The following is a 15,859-nucleotide window of genomic DNA, read 5'->3' on the forward strand; positions in this document are numbered from 1 at the left end:
GTGAAGACCCCCTCTCTTGAGCACACCTCCATCCGGGCGTAGCATTCGAACTGTTGTTCGAACAACGAGGAGGGTGGCGGTACGGAGGTGACCATGAGCGCGGCAGTCCCGCAGGCGACGCAGGAGGAGCGGCTTCATCGCGCCCGCGCGGCTCTCGGCGCGGCCGAACGCAGCGCCGCCCGATGGGGCGGACCGATCGATCGCACCGCTTTGCGCAGTCTCGAGGGCGGGAGGTCCGCTGCCCCTGCGCCCCCGGGAGCCGCTCCCGCAGGCACCTCGACCTCCGCCTCACCTGCCTCCGCCCCGGCTCCCATCGCGCCCGGTCAGGTCGCCGGGACCCTGCTGCCGGTCCCGGCCCCGCTGGCCGGTCTCTTCCCTCACGTCGGTCTGAGCGCGGGCGGCTCGGTGGCGGTCGAAGGGGCCGCCACCACGTCGTTGCTGCTCGCCCTCGCGGTCGCCGCGGCAGGGGAGGACTCCTGGTGCGCGGTGGCGGGGATGCCCGATCTCGGGCTCCGCTCCGCGCTCGATGCCGGGCTGGATCCCGAGCGTCTCGCCCTCGCCCCGGCCTCGGGGGAGCAGCGTCCGCAGGTGCTCACCGCTCTGGCCGACGGAGTGGGAGTGCTCGTGCTCGGCCCCGACCTCGAGCTCACCCCAGCGCTGTGGCGCAGTCTGCTCAGCCGGGTGCGCAGTGCGGACACCCTGGTCCTGGCCGCGCATCCCCCCGGCCGGGCGGACATCACCCTGACCTCCACCACCCGCGTCTGGCACGGGCTCGGCCAGGGCTCGGGGCGTCTGCGCCGACGCCGGCTCGCAGTCGCCTCCACCGGTCGCGGCATCGCCGGGCACCGGGAGGTCGAGGTCCTGCTCCCGCACGCCGGAGGGATGGTCGAGGCCGTCCCCGCGACGGCGGATGCACCCTCGACCGCGCCCGCCGCGCCGCGGGTGCCTGCGGGTGCCGACTCCTCCACGGAGCGCGCGGACATCGCTCCCGTCGTCTCCCACCTCACCCTGCACGATGCGCGGAGGGCGGGATGAGCAACCTTGAGAGGGACGCCGCCACCCGGACCGTCGCCGTCATCGTCCCGGACTGGCCGCTGGTCGCGGCGCTGGACCGCCATCAGCGTCGCCTCGAGACCGACGGGGCCGACGGGGCCGACGGGGCCGACGGGACGATCGACCCCGCCCATGATCCGGTGATCCTCGTCGACCAGTATCGCCTCACCCATGCGGGAGCCGCCGCCCGGGAGGCCGGGGCGCTGCCGGGGATGAAGCTCCGGGCCGCCCGCGCGGCCTGCCCCGAGGCGCTGGTGCTGGAGGCCGACCGGGAGCATGAGTCCTCCCTGTTCGAGCTGGTCGCCGCCGCCGTGGACACCGTCGCCGCGGGGGTCGACGTGCTGCGGCCGGGCACCGTGCTGATGGCGGCCCGCGGGCCCTCTCGCCACCACGGCGGGGAGGAGGCCCTGGCCGAGGCGATCATCGATGCCGTCGCCGACCTCACCGGCTGGGACTGCAGCGTCGGGATCGCCGACGGTCCCTTCGCAGCGCTGCTGGCAGCCACGCCCGGACGCATCGTCCACCCCGGCCGCAGCGCCGACTACCTCGCCCCGCACCCGATCGCCGCGCTGGGCAGCGCCCCCGTCGGCCCCGGGTGGGGCCATCGCGGCCAGCCCGCCGCGACCCGGCCCGGACGTCGGCTGGATCTGGCCGAGACGGTGGACCTGCTCCAGCGTCTGGGGATCGCCACCCTGGGGGATCTCGCGGCCCTGCCCTCCGCCGCGGTCGCCGATCGTTTCGGTCCCGATGTCGCCACGCTGCACCTGTTGGCCCGCGGCCAGGAGCCGGCCCCGCCCGCCACGCACCATCCCACTCAGCCGATCCTGGCCGAGACCACCCTGGAGACGCCGCTGGTGCGCACCGACCAGGCGGCCTTCATCGCGCGTCCGCTGGCCGAGGAGCTGCACGGGATGCTGGTGGACCGCGGCCTGGTGTGCACGCGGCTGCGGATCGTGGCGCGCACCGAGGGCGGCGAGGAGATGGAGCGCACCTGGCGGCACGACGGCGCGCTGAGCGTCGCCGACGTCGTCGACCGCATCCGCTGGCAGTGCGACGGCTGGATCACCCGCTCGCGGCTCGGGGGACCGGCGACCGGCGCGATCACCCGGCTCGGTCTGCACCCGCTGCAGCTGGCGCCGGCGGGGGAGAGCGCCCCGGCGCTGTGGGGCAGCGCGGGGGAGGCGGCTCAGCGGGCCTCGCGGGCCTTCGCCCGTGCTCAGGGTCTGGCGGGGGAGGACGCGGTCCAGGTCCCCGCCGTGGTCGGAGGACGGCTGCTGGCCGAGGAGGTGCAGCTGGTGCCCTGGCGTGCGGAGAAGCCTGCCCGGCGTGAGGGCCCCTGGCCGGGGTCGCTGCCGCGCCCCGTGCCCGCCACGGTGTTCCGCGAGCCGCCGGCGGTCTCCCTCGAGGACGCCGAGGGGCGGCCCGTCGTGGTCACCGCCCGCGGTCTGCTCAGCGCCCCGCCCGCCCGTCTTCTGGTCGCCGCGCCCGGGACGCCTCTGCTGCAGCGGACGGGGCTGCGCGCCGGCTCCCCGCACCCGGTGCTCGCCCATGGTGCTCCCACCGTGATCGACGAGCGCTGGTGGACCCGCGACGGCAACCGCTCGGCCCGTCTGCAGCTGGTGGTGCGCGGCGCGAGCGCGGAGGAGACCGCCGTGCTGGCCCTGTCCCGCACCGGCCGCTGGTCGCTGGAAGGGCTGTACGACTGATCGACGTACTGCGAGGAACGAGCGGTAGGAGACCAGTCAGAGAGCAGAGTCTGATCGACGTACTGCGAGGAACGAGCGGTAGGAGACCAGTCAGAGAGCAGAGTCGGAGGAGAAGAGCGATGGCCGGATGGTTCCTGGGGCCGCCCGCGTGGAAGGATCTCGAGGCGATCCTCTCGGACCGCCCTGCCCAGGTGACGACCCCGCCGGTCGTCGTCGAGGAGCCCGCCGCGCCGGCCGGCGACGCCTACCGCCCGACCGCGAGCGTCGACTACGCCGAGCTGCACGCCCATTCGCATTTCAGCTTCCTCGACGGGGCCTCGAGCCCGGAGGACATGGTCGAGCAGGCCGCCCGGCTGGGGCTGGGGGCCATCACCCTCGTGGATCACGATGGACTGCCCGGCGCGGTGCGCTTCGCCCGCACCGCGGGGGAGCAGGGCATCGCCACGGTGTTCGGGGCCGAGCTCACCCTCGGTCTCGAACCGGGGGCCGAGGCGGCGAGCGCCACCCCGGTGACCTCTGCGCCCCGCACCGGCATCAGCGACCCGGACGGGGAGCACCTGCTGGTGCTGGTGCGCGACACGGACGGGTACCGGCAGCTGTCGGCGGCCATCGCCCGCGCCCACCTCGACAGCGGGGAGAAGGGCACCCCCCGCTACCGGCTGGCCGAGCTGAGCCGTGCGGCGCGGGAGGGGCACTGGCAGATCCTCACCGGCTGCCGCAAGGGATCGGTGACCCGCGCCGTCGCCCCGCACCTGGAGGTGGGGGATCTGGAGGGTGCGGCCCAGGCCGCGGCCGAGGCGATCGCCCGGCTGCTGGAGCTGTTCGGCGCGGGCAATGTGGCCGTCGAGCTGGTCGCCGGCGGCGGGGGAGCGGCCGACGAGCTCCACGACGCCCTGGCCCAGGGTGCTCGCCTGGTGCGGGAGTCCCACGGGCTCGACGAGATCTCCCTGCCGCTGGTGGCCACCACCAACGCCCACTACGCACGGCCGGTCGACAAGCATGTGGCCGACACCCATGCCGCCCTGCGGGCCGGGGTGCCGCTGGCCGAGGCGGATCCCTACCTCTCCTCCCGCCCCGCTCATCTGCGCAGCGGCGAGGAGATGGTCCAGCTGCTGCCCCGCTACCCGCGCGCGATCTCGGCCGCCGCGCGGCTGGGCCGGGACTGCGCCCTGGACCTCCACCTGCTCGCTCCGAACCTGCCCCCGTTCCCGGTGCCGGCCGGGCACGACGAGACCAGCTGGCTGATCGAGCTGGTCGAGATCGAGGGCCGCGAGCGCTACGGCCCCCGGCCCACGCCCGAGACCCCCGAGCGGGTTCCCGGGGCGTGGGCGCAGATCGATCACGAGCTGGAGGTCATCACCGGCCTGGGCTTTCCCGGATACTTCCTGATCGTCCACGACATCATCGCGTTCTGCCTGGATGAGGGGATCCTCGCCCAGGGGCGCGGCTCGGCCGCGAACTCCGCGGTCTGCTACGCGCTGGGCATCACGGCGGTCGAGCCCGTCGGCCACCAGCTGCTGTTCGAACGGTTCCTGGCCCCGGAGCGGGACGGCCCGCCGGACATCGACATCGACATCGCCTCCGACCGCCGCGAGGAGGTCATCCAGTACGTCTACGAGCGCTACGGCCGGGAGAACGCCGCGCAGGTCGCCAACGTCATCACCTATCGCGCCAAGCTCGCGGTGCGCGATGCCGCCCGGGCGCTCGGCTACGACACCGGCGCGCAGGACGGCTTCTCCCGCCGCGTCGAGCGTTCCTTCTCCTCACTGGCCGGGGCGGAGATCCCCCAGGACGTGGTCGACCTCGCCCGGTCGCTGCGCGATGCCCCGCGCCACCTGGGCATCCACTCCGGGGGGATGGTGCTGTGCGACCGCCCGGTGATCGAGGTGTGCCCCGTGCAGTGGGCGGCGATGGAGGACCGCAGCGTGCTGCAGTGGGACAAGGACGACTGCGCCGAGGCGGGCCTGGTCAAGTTCGATCTGCTGGGGCTGGGGATGCTCACCGCCCTGGATCATGCCCTGGCCCTGGTCGCCGAGCACCACGGCCAGCGCTTCGAGCTTCGCACCCTGCCGCAGGAGGACCCGGCGGTCTACGACATGCTGTGCGCCGGGGACAGCGTGGGCGTGTTCCAGGTGGAGTCCCGTGCCCAGATCTCCACCTTGCCGCGGCTGCGGCCCCGGGAGTTCTACGACCTGGTGGTGGAGGTGGCCCTGATCCGGCCCGGCCCCATCCAGGGCGGTTCCGTCCACCCCTACATCCGTCGCCGCGCCGGCGAGGAGGAGGTCACCTTTATCCATCCGCTGCTGGAGAAGTCCCTGGGCCGCACCCTGGGGATCCCGCTGTTCCAGGAGCAGCTGATGCAGATGGTGGTCGACGTCGCCGACTTCACGCCCGCCCAGGCCGACCGGCTGCGCCGCGCGATGGGCTCCAAGCGCTCCACCGAGAAGATGCTCGAGCTCTCCGACGCACTGTTCGCGGGGATGGCGGCGCACGGGATCACGGGGGAGGACGCCGAGGCGGTCCACCGCAAGCTGCTGGCCTTCGCCAACTACGGCTTCCCCGAGTCCCACGCCTATTCCTTCGCGTACCTGGTCTATGCCAGCTCGTACCTGAAGTGCCACTATCCGGCGGCGTTCACGGCGGCGCTGCTGCGCTCCCAGCCGATGGGCTTCTATTCGCCGCAGTCGCTGGTGGCCGATGCGCGCCGGCACGGCGTGCTCACCCGGGGCCCGGACGTGCTGGCCAGCCGCGCCCGCACCGATCTGGAGACCGACGCCGATCACCACGGGTACCGGGTCGATCCGCCGCGCCAGCAGGTCCAGGGGGAGGCGGCCGCGCAGGGTCCGGCGATCCGGCTGGGGCTGGACCAGGTGCGCTCGATCAGCACCGAGACCGCGGAGGCGATCGTCGCCGAGCGCGAGGAGCACGGCCCCTTCGTCTCGGTCCCGGATCTGGCCCGACGGGTCCAGCTCAGCGCCCGCCAGCTCGAGGCGCTGGCCACCGCGGGCGCTCTCGATCAGCTGGCCAGCTCCCGCCGGCAGGCGCTGTGGTCCGCGGGGGCCGCCGCCCAGGAGTCCCCGGAGACGCTGCCGCACCTGGCGGTGGGGGCCCGGGCCCCGATGCTGCCCGGCATGAGCGATACCGAGCTGGCCTCCGCCGATGCCTGGGCCACCGGGATCACGCTGGATGAGCACCCCATGGCGCTCGTGCGCGAACAGCTCACGGCCGAGAAGGTGCTGAGCATCGAGGGCACCCGGGCGGCGGAGGACTCCTCCCGGATCCGGGTGGCCGGGGTGATCACCCACCGCCAGCGGCCCGCGACCGCCGGGAACGTCACCTTCCTCAGCCTCGAGGACGAGACCGGGATCCTCAACGTGGTCTGCTCCCAGGGGTTCTGGCACCGTCACCGGGTGCTGCTGCGCACCTCCCGGGCGATCGTGCTGCGCGGGATCGTCGAGAACCGCAGCGGCGCGGTGAACCTGATGGCCGACGACGTGGCCGCCCTGGACCTGCCTGCGGCGGGCAGGTCCAGGGACTTCCAGTGAGCAGCGGTTCCCGGCGAGCCCGGATCGCCGGGAACCGATCACGGACGTGCTGTGAGCCCGACCGTCCGGCGCTATCGCCTCACGCGGGGGAGGGCACGGCCCCCATCGCGACCCGCTCGGAGCGATCGGCGCGGCGCGCGGACCGGGAGGCGACGAACGTCAGGGCGAGGGAGACCAGCGCCCAGGCGAAGATCGACAGCAGCGTGCCGGAGGTCGTCACGAGCGTCCCGCCCAGGGCGGCGTGGACCAGCCCCTGCGTGACGATCGGCAGCGGCATCAGGGAGCTGACCGAGGCGAGCAGCGGGGGAGCGCTGGCCACGGGGACGATGCCCACCAGCGTCACCACCTGCAGCACCATCACCACGATCGAGGTGATCCGCCCGATCCGGTCTCCCAGCACCGTCATCAGCGCCTGGTGCAGGGCCGCGAACATCACCGCCCCGGCGAAGGCGACCACCCCCACGGCCAGCGGGGAGACGGGGGAGACGCCCACGGCCGTGAGCACGGCGAGGACCGCGACGGTCTGGACCACGGCGATCACCACCGCGGGGGCCAGCGAGCGCAGCACCACCATGCCCATCGGCACCGCCCGGTCCAGCAGCTTCCGGGACAGGGCCGGCAGCAGCAGGAAGCTCGCGAACGCCCCCAGCCACAGCGCGAGCGCCGTGACGAAGGGGAACGTGGCCGTGGAGGCGTCGTCGGCCGCGTTCTCGCGCTCGGCGTCCGTCGCGACCGGGTTCGTGGCAATCTCGCTCATGCGGGTCCGCTCGGACTCGCTGTAGCTGGGGACCCCGTCGGCGCCCTCGTGGAGGCCGTCCGCGAGTTCGTCGGTGCCGTCGGCGAGCTCTCCGGTCCCATCGGCGAGCTCCTCGGAACCATCTGCCAGGTCGCTGGTGCCGTCGGCGAGCTCTTCACTGCCGTCGGCGAGCTGGTCGGAGCCCTCGCCGAGCTCGGTGGCGCCGTCGGCCAGCTGGCCGGTGCCCTCGGCGAGCTCATCGGCGCCGTCCGCGCTCGTGCGGGTGCCTTCCGCCAGATCATCGAGCCCGTCGGCCAGCTCTCCGGAGCCGTCCGCGCTGGCGCGGGCACCGGTGGCGAGCTGGTCGGCTCCCTCGGCGAGCTGGTCGACGCCGGCGGCGTACTCGTGCAGCCCGTCCTGCAGGCCGGTGACGCCGTCGACGAGAGCGGGGGTCCCGTCGGCGGAGGCGCGGGCGCCGGTGGCGAGCTGGTCCGCGGCGGCCGTCAGGCCGGGGTTGTCCTGGGTGCCGTCGCCCTCGAACGCGGTCTCGACGCCCTCGGCATAGGTGACCACGCCCTGGGCGCCCTGGACCAGGCCCGGCTGGTCCTCGGTGCCGTTCAGGCCGGCGGCGAGCTGCTGAGCGCCCGCTGCGAGACCGGGATTCTCCTCCGAGCCGTCCCCGTTCAGCCCGGCGGCCACCTGCTCGGTGCCTGCGACCAGGCCCGGGTTCTCCTCGCTGCCATCACCGTTCAGGCCCGTCTCGACGCCCTCGGCGTAGCCGAGCATGCCCTCGGCCTGCGCTTTCAGAATCTGCGCGTTCGGATCATCGGGGTTCTCGGCCAGCATCGACTCGGCGGTGGCCAGCATCTGCTCGGCGAGCGGGACCATGCCCGGGTCCTGCTCGGTGCCCTCACCCTCGATCCCGGCGGCCAGTTCGCCCGCGCCGTCGGCGACGCTCTGAGCGCCGCTGCCGAGCTCGGTGGCGCCGTCGGCGGTCTGCTGCGCGCCGTCGGCCAGCTCCTCGGCGCCGTCGGCGACGCTCTGTGCGGTCGGCACCAGGCCCGGGTTCTCCGCGCTGCCGTCGCCGGAGACGGCCGCTCCGGCTTCCTCGACCCCGTCGGCGAAGGTCTCCACGCCGGTGGCGAGCTGCTCGGAGCCCTCGACCAGGCCCGGGTTCTCCGCGGTGCCGTCGCCCTCCACGCCGGCGGCGAGCGCGTCTGCCCCGTCGAGGATGCCGGGCTCGGAGTCGGTGCCGTTCATCCCGGCCTGCAGGTCCGAGACGCCGCCTGCAAGATCCTCGGCGCCGGTGGCGAGATCGTCCAGCCCGGTGGCGAGGTCCGCGGTGCCGTCCGCGGCCCCGTCGGCGCCGGTGGCCAGCTCGTCCAGCCCGTCGGCCAGGTCCTGGGTGCCGTCCGCGGTCTGGCCGGCGCCGTCGGCCAGGCTCCACACGCCGCCGGAGAATTCTCGCGTGCCCTCGGCGGCCTGGGTGGCGCCGTCGGAGAGCTCGCCGGCTCCGTCGGCCAGATCCTGGGTGCCGTCCTCGAGCTCGGAGGTGCCCTCGGCGAGGTCGTCGGACCCGTCGGCTGCGTCCTCGAATCCGTCCTTGATGTCGTTGAACCCGAGGTAGAGCCCGTCGAGATACTGCTCGGCCATCTGGCCGCCGACGGTGGAGGCCGAGGCCTCCGCCACGGCGGTGGCGATCATGGCGTTGATCTGTCCGCTGGCGTCGTTGGTGGTGACCTCGAGGATCGCCTGGGTGGACTCCGGCGTGCCGATCGTGGTCAGGCGCTCGGAGAAGTCCTCGGGGATGACGACGACGGCGGCGTAGGTGCCGTCCTCGAGGCCCTGTTCGGCGTCGTCCTGGGAGGTCAGCTGCCAGTCGAAGCCGGTGGTCTCCGGGGTCTGCTGGTCCTCGACGGTCTCGGGGTGGGTGAGGCCGCCGGCGAGCATCCGTCCCAGCGGCACCTGCTGGGTCTCGCCGTTCTCGTCCTGGATCTCGGCGCCCTCGTCGAGGTTGACGACGGCGGCGGGCACGGTCTCGAGCGCCTCGACGCGCCCGCTGAGCGCCCACAGGCCCAGACCGGCCACGAGCAGGGGCAGCACGAGCACGACGATCAGGGTGCGGGGGTGGGCCAGGCGGGTCATACGAGTGCTCCTTCAGGAACGGAGACGGCGGAGCCTTCGGCAACGGCGGTGCTGGAGCGCTGGATGGTGAGGGCGAGCAGGCGGCGCGGATCGCGCAGGGTGCGCGCGAGATGGTGCTCGGCCTCGACGGGGTCGGGGGAGCGGGAGCCGGTGACGATCGTGGCCCCGTGGGCCAGGAGCTCGTCGAGGCGTTCGACCAGCGTGTCGTCGGCGGTGGTGGCGGAGTGGGCCAGGTCCTCGAGCCGTTCGATGACGATCAGGGCGCGGCCGGCCCCGCGGCCGTCGACCTCCCGCAGCCGTGCGGCGACGTCCGCCCCGGAGGGGACCCAGTGGACGCGGGACTGGATGGCGGCGAGGTCGTCGGGCGCGAGGCGGTCGTGGACGGCGAGGATCCCGGAGGAGGGCTCGAGCCGGCCGGCGACCAGCGAGAGGAACGAGGCGCGGGCGGCGTCGTCGGCCGAGCGCACCACGAGCAGCGTGCCGGGGGCGACCTGACCGGTCAGCGGGCCGATCGTGCCCTCGGCGCCGAGCAGGGGCGCGACGGTGCGCTCGAGACGCAGGGCGTGGACTCCGTGCTGCTCGGTCCAGCGGCGGTGCTCGAGGACGGCCTTGAGGCCCTCGCCCTCAGCGTCGACCATGGGCAGTGCCCGGTCCAGCCAGCGGGGCAGCCACCAGGCGTGGCGGCCCAGCAGGGCGAGCACGGCGGGGACCAGGGTCATGCGGACCACGAAGGCGTCCACCAGCACGCCGGCGGCCAGTCCCACCGCGATGGGCTGGAGCATGAACTCGCCGGAGGTGACGAACCCGGCGAACACCGAGACCATGATCAGCGCCGCGGCGATCACCACGGGGGCGCTGGCGGTGAAGCCCCGCTCGATCGCCGCCTTGGCGTCGCCGGTGTGGACGAACTCCTCGCGCATGCGGGTGACCAGGAACATCTCGTAGTCCATGGCGAGCCCGAAGAGGACACCCATCACCATGATCGGCATGAAGGCGACGACGGGGCCGTTGACCGAGACGTTCAGCGGCCCGTTGAACCAGCCGTACTCGAAGACCATCGCCGTGACCCCGAAGGCGGCGCCGACGGAGAGCAGGTAGCCGACGGATGCCTTGATCGGCACCCATACGGAGCGGAAGACCAGGGCGAGCAGGATCAGGGAGAGGCCGACGACGAAGATTCCGAAGGGCAGCAGCGCTCCGGTGAGCTTCTCGGTGACGTCGATGCCGACGGCGGTGTTGCCGGTGACGGTGACCTCGGAGATCCCCAGGTCCTGCTCCCAGGAGCCGGCGTCGGCGCGGATCTCGTGGACGAGGTCCTTGGTGGACTGGGCGGTGGGACCACCCTCGGGGATGACGACGATGACGGCGAGGTCGGCGCCCTGGTTGGGGGTGGCCAGCTGGATCTCCTGGACCCCGTCGAGGGATGAGATGTCGGCCTCGAGCTCGTCGACGACGCCGAGGGGGTCGGTGGTGTTGATGATGTCCGCGGTCACCAGCAGGGGCCCGTTGTGGCCGGGGCCGAATTCCGAGGCGATCAGGTCGTAGGTCTCGCGGGTCGAGGAACCCTCGGCATCCGTGCCCTGGTCGGGCAGGGCGAGCTGGAGGTCCTTGATCGGGATGGCCAGGGCACCGAGGCCGAGGACGACCACCAGGATCGTCAGGGCCGGCACCTTCGTGGCCAGACGCACCCAGGCGGTGCTGACGCGGCCGGCGGAGTTCGCTCTCGATCCCGCGGCGCCGGTGGCCTGGTCGGGCATCACGCCGCCGTTCTCGGCCATCAGCCGGCGCGCCCGGCGTGGGCGCAGCCGCTCCCCGAGGATGCCCATGATGGCGGGCAGGAGGGTCAGGGCGACCACGACCGACAGGGCGACGGTCGCGGCGGCCGCGACGCCCATGATGGTCAGGAACGGGATGCCGGTGACGAACAGGCCCACCAGGGCGATGATCACGGTCAGGCCCGCGAAGATGACCGCGCTGCCGGAGGTGGCCAGCGATTCGCCGATGGATTCGCGCACGTCCTCGCCTCGGCCCAGCTGGTCGCGGTGGCGGGAGAGGATGAACAGCGCGTAGTCGATGCCCACGGCCAGGCCCAGCATGGCGCCCAGGGACGTGGTCACCGAGGGCATGTCGATCCCGGCCGAGAGCGCCATGACGCCGGCCATGGAGGTGCCCACGCCCATGATCGCGGTGAGGATCGGGATCACGGCGGGCACGAGCGCGCGGAAGACGATCGCGAGGATGATCAGGGCGGCGATGATGCCGATGACCTCGCCGATGCTGAAGGAGACGCCGGTCTCCTGGAGGACCTGTCCGCCCAGACTGACCTCGAGCGGGCCGGCGTCGGCCTCGGCGGCGATGTCCTCGATCTGCTCGACGGACTCCTCGGGGAACTCGCCGATCTGTCCGTCCATCTGGAACTGGGCGAGGATCGCGGTGTCATCGTCGGAGCGGGTGCCGGGGGAGACGTCGTCGAAGGGGGAGGGGGAGGAGGCGACGCCCTCGACCTCCCCGATCTCGGCCATGAGGTCCTCGATCTGGTCCTGGTGCTCATCGACCGTGCCGCCGTCGTCGGCCTGCAGCACCAGGGTGCCGGAGGCGCCGCCCATCTCGGGGAAGCGGTTGGCGAGATTGTCGATGCCGCTCTGGGCCTCGGTGCCGGGGATCTCGAACTCGTTGGAGAAGGTCCCGCCGAGCCCGACGGCGAGCCCGCCGACGCCGACGAGCAGGACGGTCCAGAGTGCGACGATCCTCCATCGCAGGGTGGCCATGGTTCGGCCGAGGCGGTACAGGAACGAGGACACGAGACCTCCGAAGGGGCGCAGCGGTGAAGCGGAGACAGCAGAACAGCGGGCGATGCGGCGCAGAACGCGCTGCAGCCCCGAACGCAGGGAGGCCCCGTCCATCGAGGGGAGAACCGGCCTGTCGGTGCGTGCGGCCCGGTCAGGGCAGCGACGGGGGCCGACGGGACCCGGATCCGCATCCAGAACATTCCTGCATTCGATACAGGAGTGTATCGATGGGATACTCTGGAGTCACGCGAGCCCTCCTCCCCACCGTCGAATGTGAGGCCTTGCACACGATCCCTCCCCGACGTTCCGAGGACCCCATGACCGAACTGTTCGACCCGCTGCCCGAGTCCGCGGACACCCGGCGCAAGGAGAACACCCGCACGAAGCTGGTGCGCGCCTCGCTCGACGTCTTCGTCGAGAAGGGCATCGACGGCGCGACCGTGGACGACCTGGTCCGCGCAGCCGGCTTCACGCGAGGGGCGTTCTACTCCAACTTCTCCACCAAGGAGGAGGTCTTCGCCGCGCTGTTCGCCTCGGTCACCGAAGAGATGCTGGCCATCGCGAACTCGGCGGTCGCCAATGCCCTGGTCTCGACCCGCACCGACCCCGCGGAGCCCCAGAGCATCTCCGAGATCGACGACGCGGAGGTGATGATCGCGGTCTTCGAGGGGATCCGGCCCTTCGGGCGCCAGTGGTACCTGCTGTACTCCGATGCCATCGCGCGATCGCTGCGGGATACGACCATGCGGGCCGAGCTCGCCGTCCAGCGCGAGCGGCTGCGGGACGAGATCGGCAAGCTGCTGACCACGCGCATCGAGGAGGCGGGGGACCGCCCGCTGCTGCCGCCGGAGGATCTCGCCCAGCTGCTGGTGGGCGTGTTCGTCGATCTCATGGTGCGCGAACAGATGGACGGGCGGGACATCACCTCGCTCGCCGCGACCACCATCCTGGGGACCCTGCGCGCCTTCGTCGAACCCCGCACGACGGGGGAGAGCGACACAGAGTCGGGATCGCGGTGACCACACACCGTCCGGCGTGTCCGTTTCGCCACGACACGCCGTAGTTGCGCAGGTCGCCGCGCCGGTTGCGCGCTTGCATACGGTGGAGCCGGTGTGGCATCCGTCGCACTGCGCTTCCCCGCTTCCCCAGGAGACTGACATGCCTCCCTACCGTCCCCGCCATCTCGCGCCTCCCGCGAGCCCACCGGCCACCGCCTCCTCCCGCCGTTCCGTCCTGCGCGGTGGCGTGCTGGGTGCTGCCGCCCTCAGCGCCGGCACCGCCGCTGTGCTCGCACCCGCTGCCAACGCCGCCGGTATCTACGGTCAGGACGTCTCCGGCTGGCAGGGTGAGGTCGACTGGGCCGCCCAGGCCGCAGCCGGCTCCCGCTTCGCCTACGTCAAAGCCACCGAGGGCCGCTCGTACCGCAGCCCGGCGTTCAACCACCAGTACCTCGGGGCCGGCAATGCCGGCCTGGTGCGCGGCGGCTACCACTTCGCCCGCCCCGATTCCGGAGGGCCCGAGGAGCAGGTGGACTTCTTCGTCAACAACGGGGGAGGCTGGAGCGACGACGGGCGCACCCTGCCCGGCCTCGTCGACCTCGAGGAGTACACAGGCCTGCCGCGCAACTACGGCTATACCGCGCAGGAGATGCGCGAGTGGATCATGGGCTTCTCCAATCGGTACCTCGAGCACACGGGCCGCCGTCCCGTGCTGTACACCAACCTCAACTGGTGGAACGACGTGGTGGGGGACTGGACTCCCGTGAACTCGCCGCTGTTCCTGGCGGCATATCGCGAGGATCCGCCCACCGTGCTGCCGGGCCGCTGGTGGGCCTGGGAGATGTGGCAGTACTCCTCCTCGGGACCGTTCGCCGGGGACTCCAATCTCTGGCACGGCAGCGAGGAGCAGTTCGAGAGCTTCGTCGGCGATTCCGACTACGACGCGATCGGTATCTGAGAACTCCGACACCGCACCCCGCGTCCCGCTCCGGCCGGGTCGCAGTCACGTGGCTGCGACCCGGCCGGCTGTGTACTCTGCCTCGGTGAACACCACCGACAGCACTCCGCAGACCACCCCGCCCGTCCCGTCTGGAAGCCCGGCCGGCGCCGTCTACGCCGACCGGGGCAGCTCCCACTTCGACATCCTCCTCGCCGCCATGGTCACCGTGGTGATCCTCTCCGGCATCGGCGCCGCCAAGGGGGTCAGCTTCGGCACCATCCCCGGCATCGGCTTCGAGATCATCACCGACGGCGGCTTCTTCCTCTTCCCCCTCGCCTACGTCCTCGGCGACATCGTCACCGAGCTGTACGGCCCCCGCGCAGCCCGCCGCGCGGTCCTCACCTCCTTCTCCGTCAGCATCCTCGCCTCCCTCAGCTACTGGGTGATCATCGCCCTGCCGCCCCTGGGCGACGACTACGGCCAGGCCAAGCAGGAAGCCCTGGAACTGGCCCTGGGCCCCGTCTGGATCGTGGTCCTCGCCGGGCTCGCCGGGTTCCTCGCCGGCCAGTCCCTGAACTCGTTCGTGGTCAGCCGCATGAAGCGGCGCATGGGGGAGCGGGGCCTCATCGGCCGGCTGTTCACCTCGAGCGGCCTGGGAGAGCTGGTCGACACCATCATCTTCTGCACCATCGCCTCGGCAGCGATCGGCATCACCACCGTCGAGCAGTGGGCCGAGTACACGATCCTGGGATTCGTCTACAAGGTCGCCGTCCAGTACCTCATGATCCCGGTGACCTCAGCAGTGATCCGCTGGCTCAAGCGCACCGACCCCACCTACCAGGCGCGACTCGCCGATCTGGAGGGAACCGGCGGCATCGCTCCGGCGACGTCGGCCCCGGCCCGCCCTGCGGTCTGATCCCAGCCAGGACCCCGGGTCGGGACCCGGGCCGAGTGCCGAGATCTCACCCAGGGAAATCCTCTTCCAGCGCTGTACAGCCCGGTCATAGCATGGAGGGCTCGCGCCGCCTCCCCTCCACGGTCTCTCCGTGGCCGCGCGGCTCGACCCCTTCAGCGTGAAAGGACCCCCGTGGCTTCCGCCGCCCCCGACCCCCGGCGCGATGACGACCGTGACGATCATCGCGATGAACCCCTGACCTCCACCGGCTCGATCCCGACGACCACCACCGGCTCGATCCCGACCATCACCGGTGCCATCCCGGTGATGGAGGATCCGGCCGATCACGACATCGCGCATCTGCCCAGCGAAGCGGATCTGAAGCGCACGCGGGACAAGGTCACCGTGATGGTGATCGTCGTGCTGACCACTCTCAGCGCGATCGGCCCGCTGGCCACCGACATGTACATCCCGGCCTTTCCGGAGGTCGCCGACGAACTCGGCACCACGGCCTCGCGGATGCAGCTGACCATCACCGCGTTCTTCCTCGGCACGGCCAGCGGCCAGGTGGTGGCCGGTCCGCTCTCGGACCGTCTGGGCCGGCGTGCTCCGCTGCTGCTGGGCATCGTGCTGTGCCTGCTCGCCTCGCTCGGCTGCGCCTTCGCCTCCAGCGCCGAGATGCTGCTGGTGCTGCGCGTCATCCAGGGCATCGGCGGGGGATTCGGGATGGTGCTGGGTCGCGCCGTGCTGATCGACATGACCGACGGCCCCGAGCTGTTCCGCACCATGAACATCATGCAGGGCGTCGGCGGCATCGCCCCGATCGTCGCGCCGCTGCTGGGCGGCCTCATCCTGATCGTCGGTCAGTGGCGCGAGATCTTCCTGGTGATCGCGGGCATGTCCCTGCTGTCGCTGATCGGTGTGCTGGTGCGGATTCCCGAATCGCTGCCGGTCTCGCGCCGCCATTCCGGGGGATTCCATACGTTCCTGCGAAACTGCCGCACGCTGCTGGGCCGACGGATCTTCGTCGCCTACATGCTGGTCAACGCCTT

Annotated in this window: 9 protein-coding genes; 7 read left to right on the forward strand and 2 right to left on the reverse strand. The window is 72.3% G+C overall.

The genetic code is table 11. The features are described 5' to 3' along the window. Positions 1-93 precede the first annotated feature (93 nt). The 3 genes from imuA' (at position 94) to AC5020_RS03540 (ending at position 6,304) form a co-directional block, all read left to right on the forward strand. Positions 94-1,035 (forward strand): DnaE2-dependent mutagenesis accessory factor ImuA', encoded by a 942-nt coding sequence (gene imuA', locus AC5020_RS03530; protein ID WP_464987239.1) that lies wholly within the window; start codon positions 94-96, stop codon positions 1,033-1,035. Further along, complete coding sequence (locus AC5020_RS03535) at positions 1,032-2,759, forward strand: DNA polymerase Y family protein (protein WP_464987240.1); 1,728 nt, start codon at positions 1,032-1,034, stop codon at positions 2,757-2,759. Before imuA' ends, AC5020_RS03535 begins: the two co-directional genes overlap by 4 nt. Before the next feature lie 119 nt (positions 2,760-2,878). After that, positions 2,879-6,304: an error-prone DNA polymerase gene (locus tag AC5020_RS03540; protein WP_464987241.1), complete on the forward strand. Its 3,426-nt coding sequence runs from the start codon at positions 2,879-2,881 to the stop codon at positions 6,302-6,304. A gap of 79 nt (positions 6,305-6,383) precedes the next feature. Here the strand turns inward: AC5020_RS03540 and AC5020_RS03545 are convergent, their stop codons facing one another. Together AC5020_RS03545 and AC5020_RS03550 are read right to left on the reverse strand one after the other, a co-directional pair. Beyond that, complete coding sequence (locus tag AC5020_RS03545; protein WP_464987242.1) at positions 6,384-9,185, reverse strand: YhgE/Pip domain-containing protein; 2,802 nt, start codon at positions 9,183-9,185, stop codon at positions 6,384-6,386. Further along, positions 9,182-11,986 (reverse strand): MMPL family transporter, encoded by a 2,805-nt coding sequence (locus AC5020_RS03550; RefSeq protein WP_464987243.1) that lies wholly within the window; start codon positions 11,984-11,986, stop codon positions 9,182-9,184. Before AC5020_RS03550 ends, AC5020_RS03545 begins: the two co-directional genes overlap by 4 nt. Positions 11,987-12,291: 305 nt before the next feature. Between AC5020_RS03550 and AC5020_RS03555 the strand changes: the two genes are divergently transcribed. The 4 genes from AC5020_RS03555 to AC5020_RS03570 form a co-directional block, all read left to right on the forward strand. Beyond that, positions 12,292-12,993, forward strand: a complete 702-nt coding sequence (locus AC5020_RS03555) for a TetR/AcrR family transcriptional regulator (RefSeq protein ID WP_464987244.1) — start codon at positions 12,292-12,294, stop codon at positions 12,991-12,993. A 139-nt stretch (positions 12,994-13,132) separates the two neighbouring features. Continuing rightward, positions 13,133-13,930 (forward strand): GH25 family lysozyme, encoded by a 798-nt coding sequence (locus tag AC5020_RS03560; RefSeq protein ID WP_377017062.1) that lies wholly within the window; start codon positions 13,133-13,135, stop codon positions 13,928-13,930. 85 nt (positions 13,931-14,015) lie between these two features. Then, positions 14,016-14,828: a queuosine precursor transporter gene (locus AC5020_RS03565; RefSeq protein ID WP_464987245.1), complete on the forward strand. Its 813-nt coding sequence runs from the start codon at positions 14,016-14,018 to the stop codon at positions 14,826-14,828. Between the two features lie 171 nt (positions 14,829-14,999). Next, on the forward strand, positions 15,000-15,859 hold an 860-nt coding region (locus tag AC5020_RS03570), incomplete at its 3' end, for an MFS transporter (protein WP_464987246.1).

The sequence above is a fragment of the Brachybacterium sp. SYSU DS0246 genome, from assembly GCF_059391765.1.

Excerpts from the sequence above, each read along its gene's own strand:
- imuA' (WP_464987239.1), top strand. The coding sequence starts at position 94 with ATGAGCGCGGCAGTCCCGCAGGCGACGCAGGAGGAGCGGCTTCATCGC.
- AC5020_RS03535 (WP_464987240.1), top strand. The coding sequence starts at position 1,032 with ATGAGCAACCTTGAGAGGGACGCCGCCACCCGGACCGTCGCCGTCATC.
- AC5020_RS03540 (WP_464987241.1), top strand. The coding sequence starts at position 2,879 with ATGGCCGGATGGTTCCTGGGGCCGCCCGCGTGGAAGGATCTCGAGGCG.
- AC5020_RS03545 (WP_464987242.1), bottom strand. The coding sequence starts at position 9,185 with ATGACCCGCCTGGCCCACCCCCGCACCCTGATCGTCGTGCTCGTGCTG.
- AC5020_RS03555 (WP_464987244.1), top strand. The coding sequence starts at position 12,292 with ATGACCGAACTGTTCGACCCGCTGCCCGAGTCCGCGGACACCCGGCGC.
- AC5020_RS03560 (WP_377017062.1), top strand. The coding sequence starts at position 13,133 with ATGCCTCCCTACCGTCCCCGCCATCTCGCGCCTCCCGCGAGCCCACCG.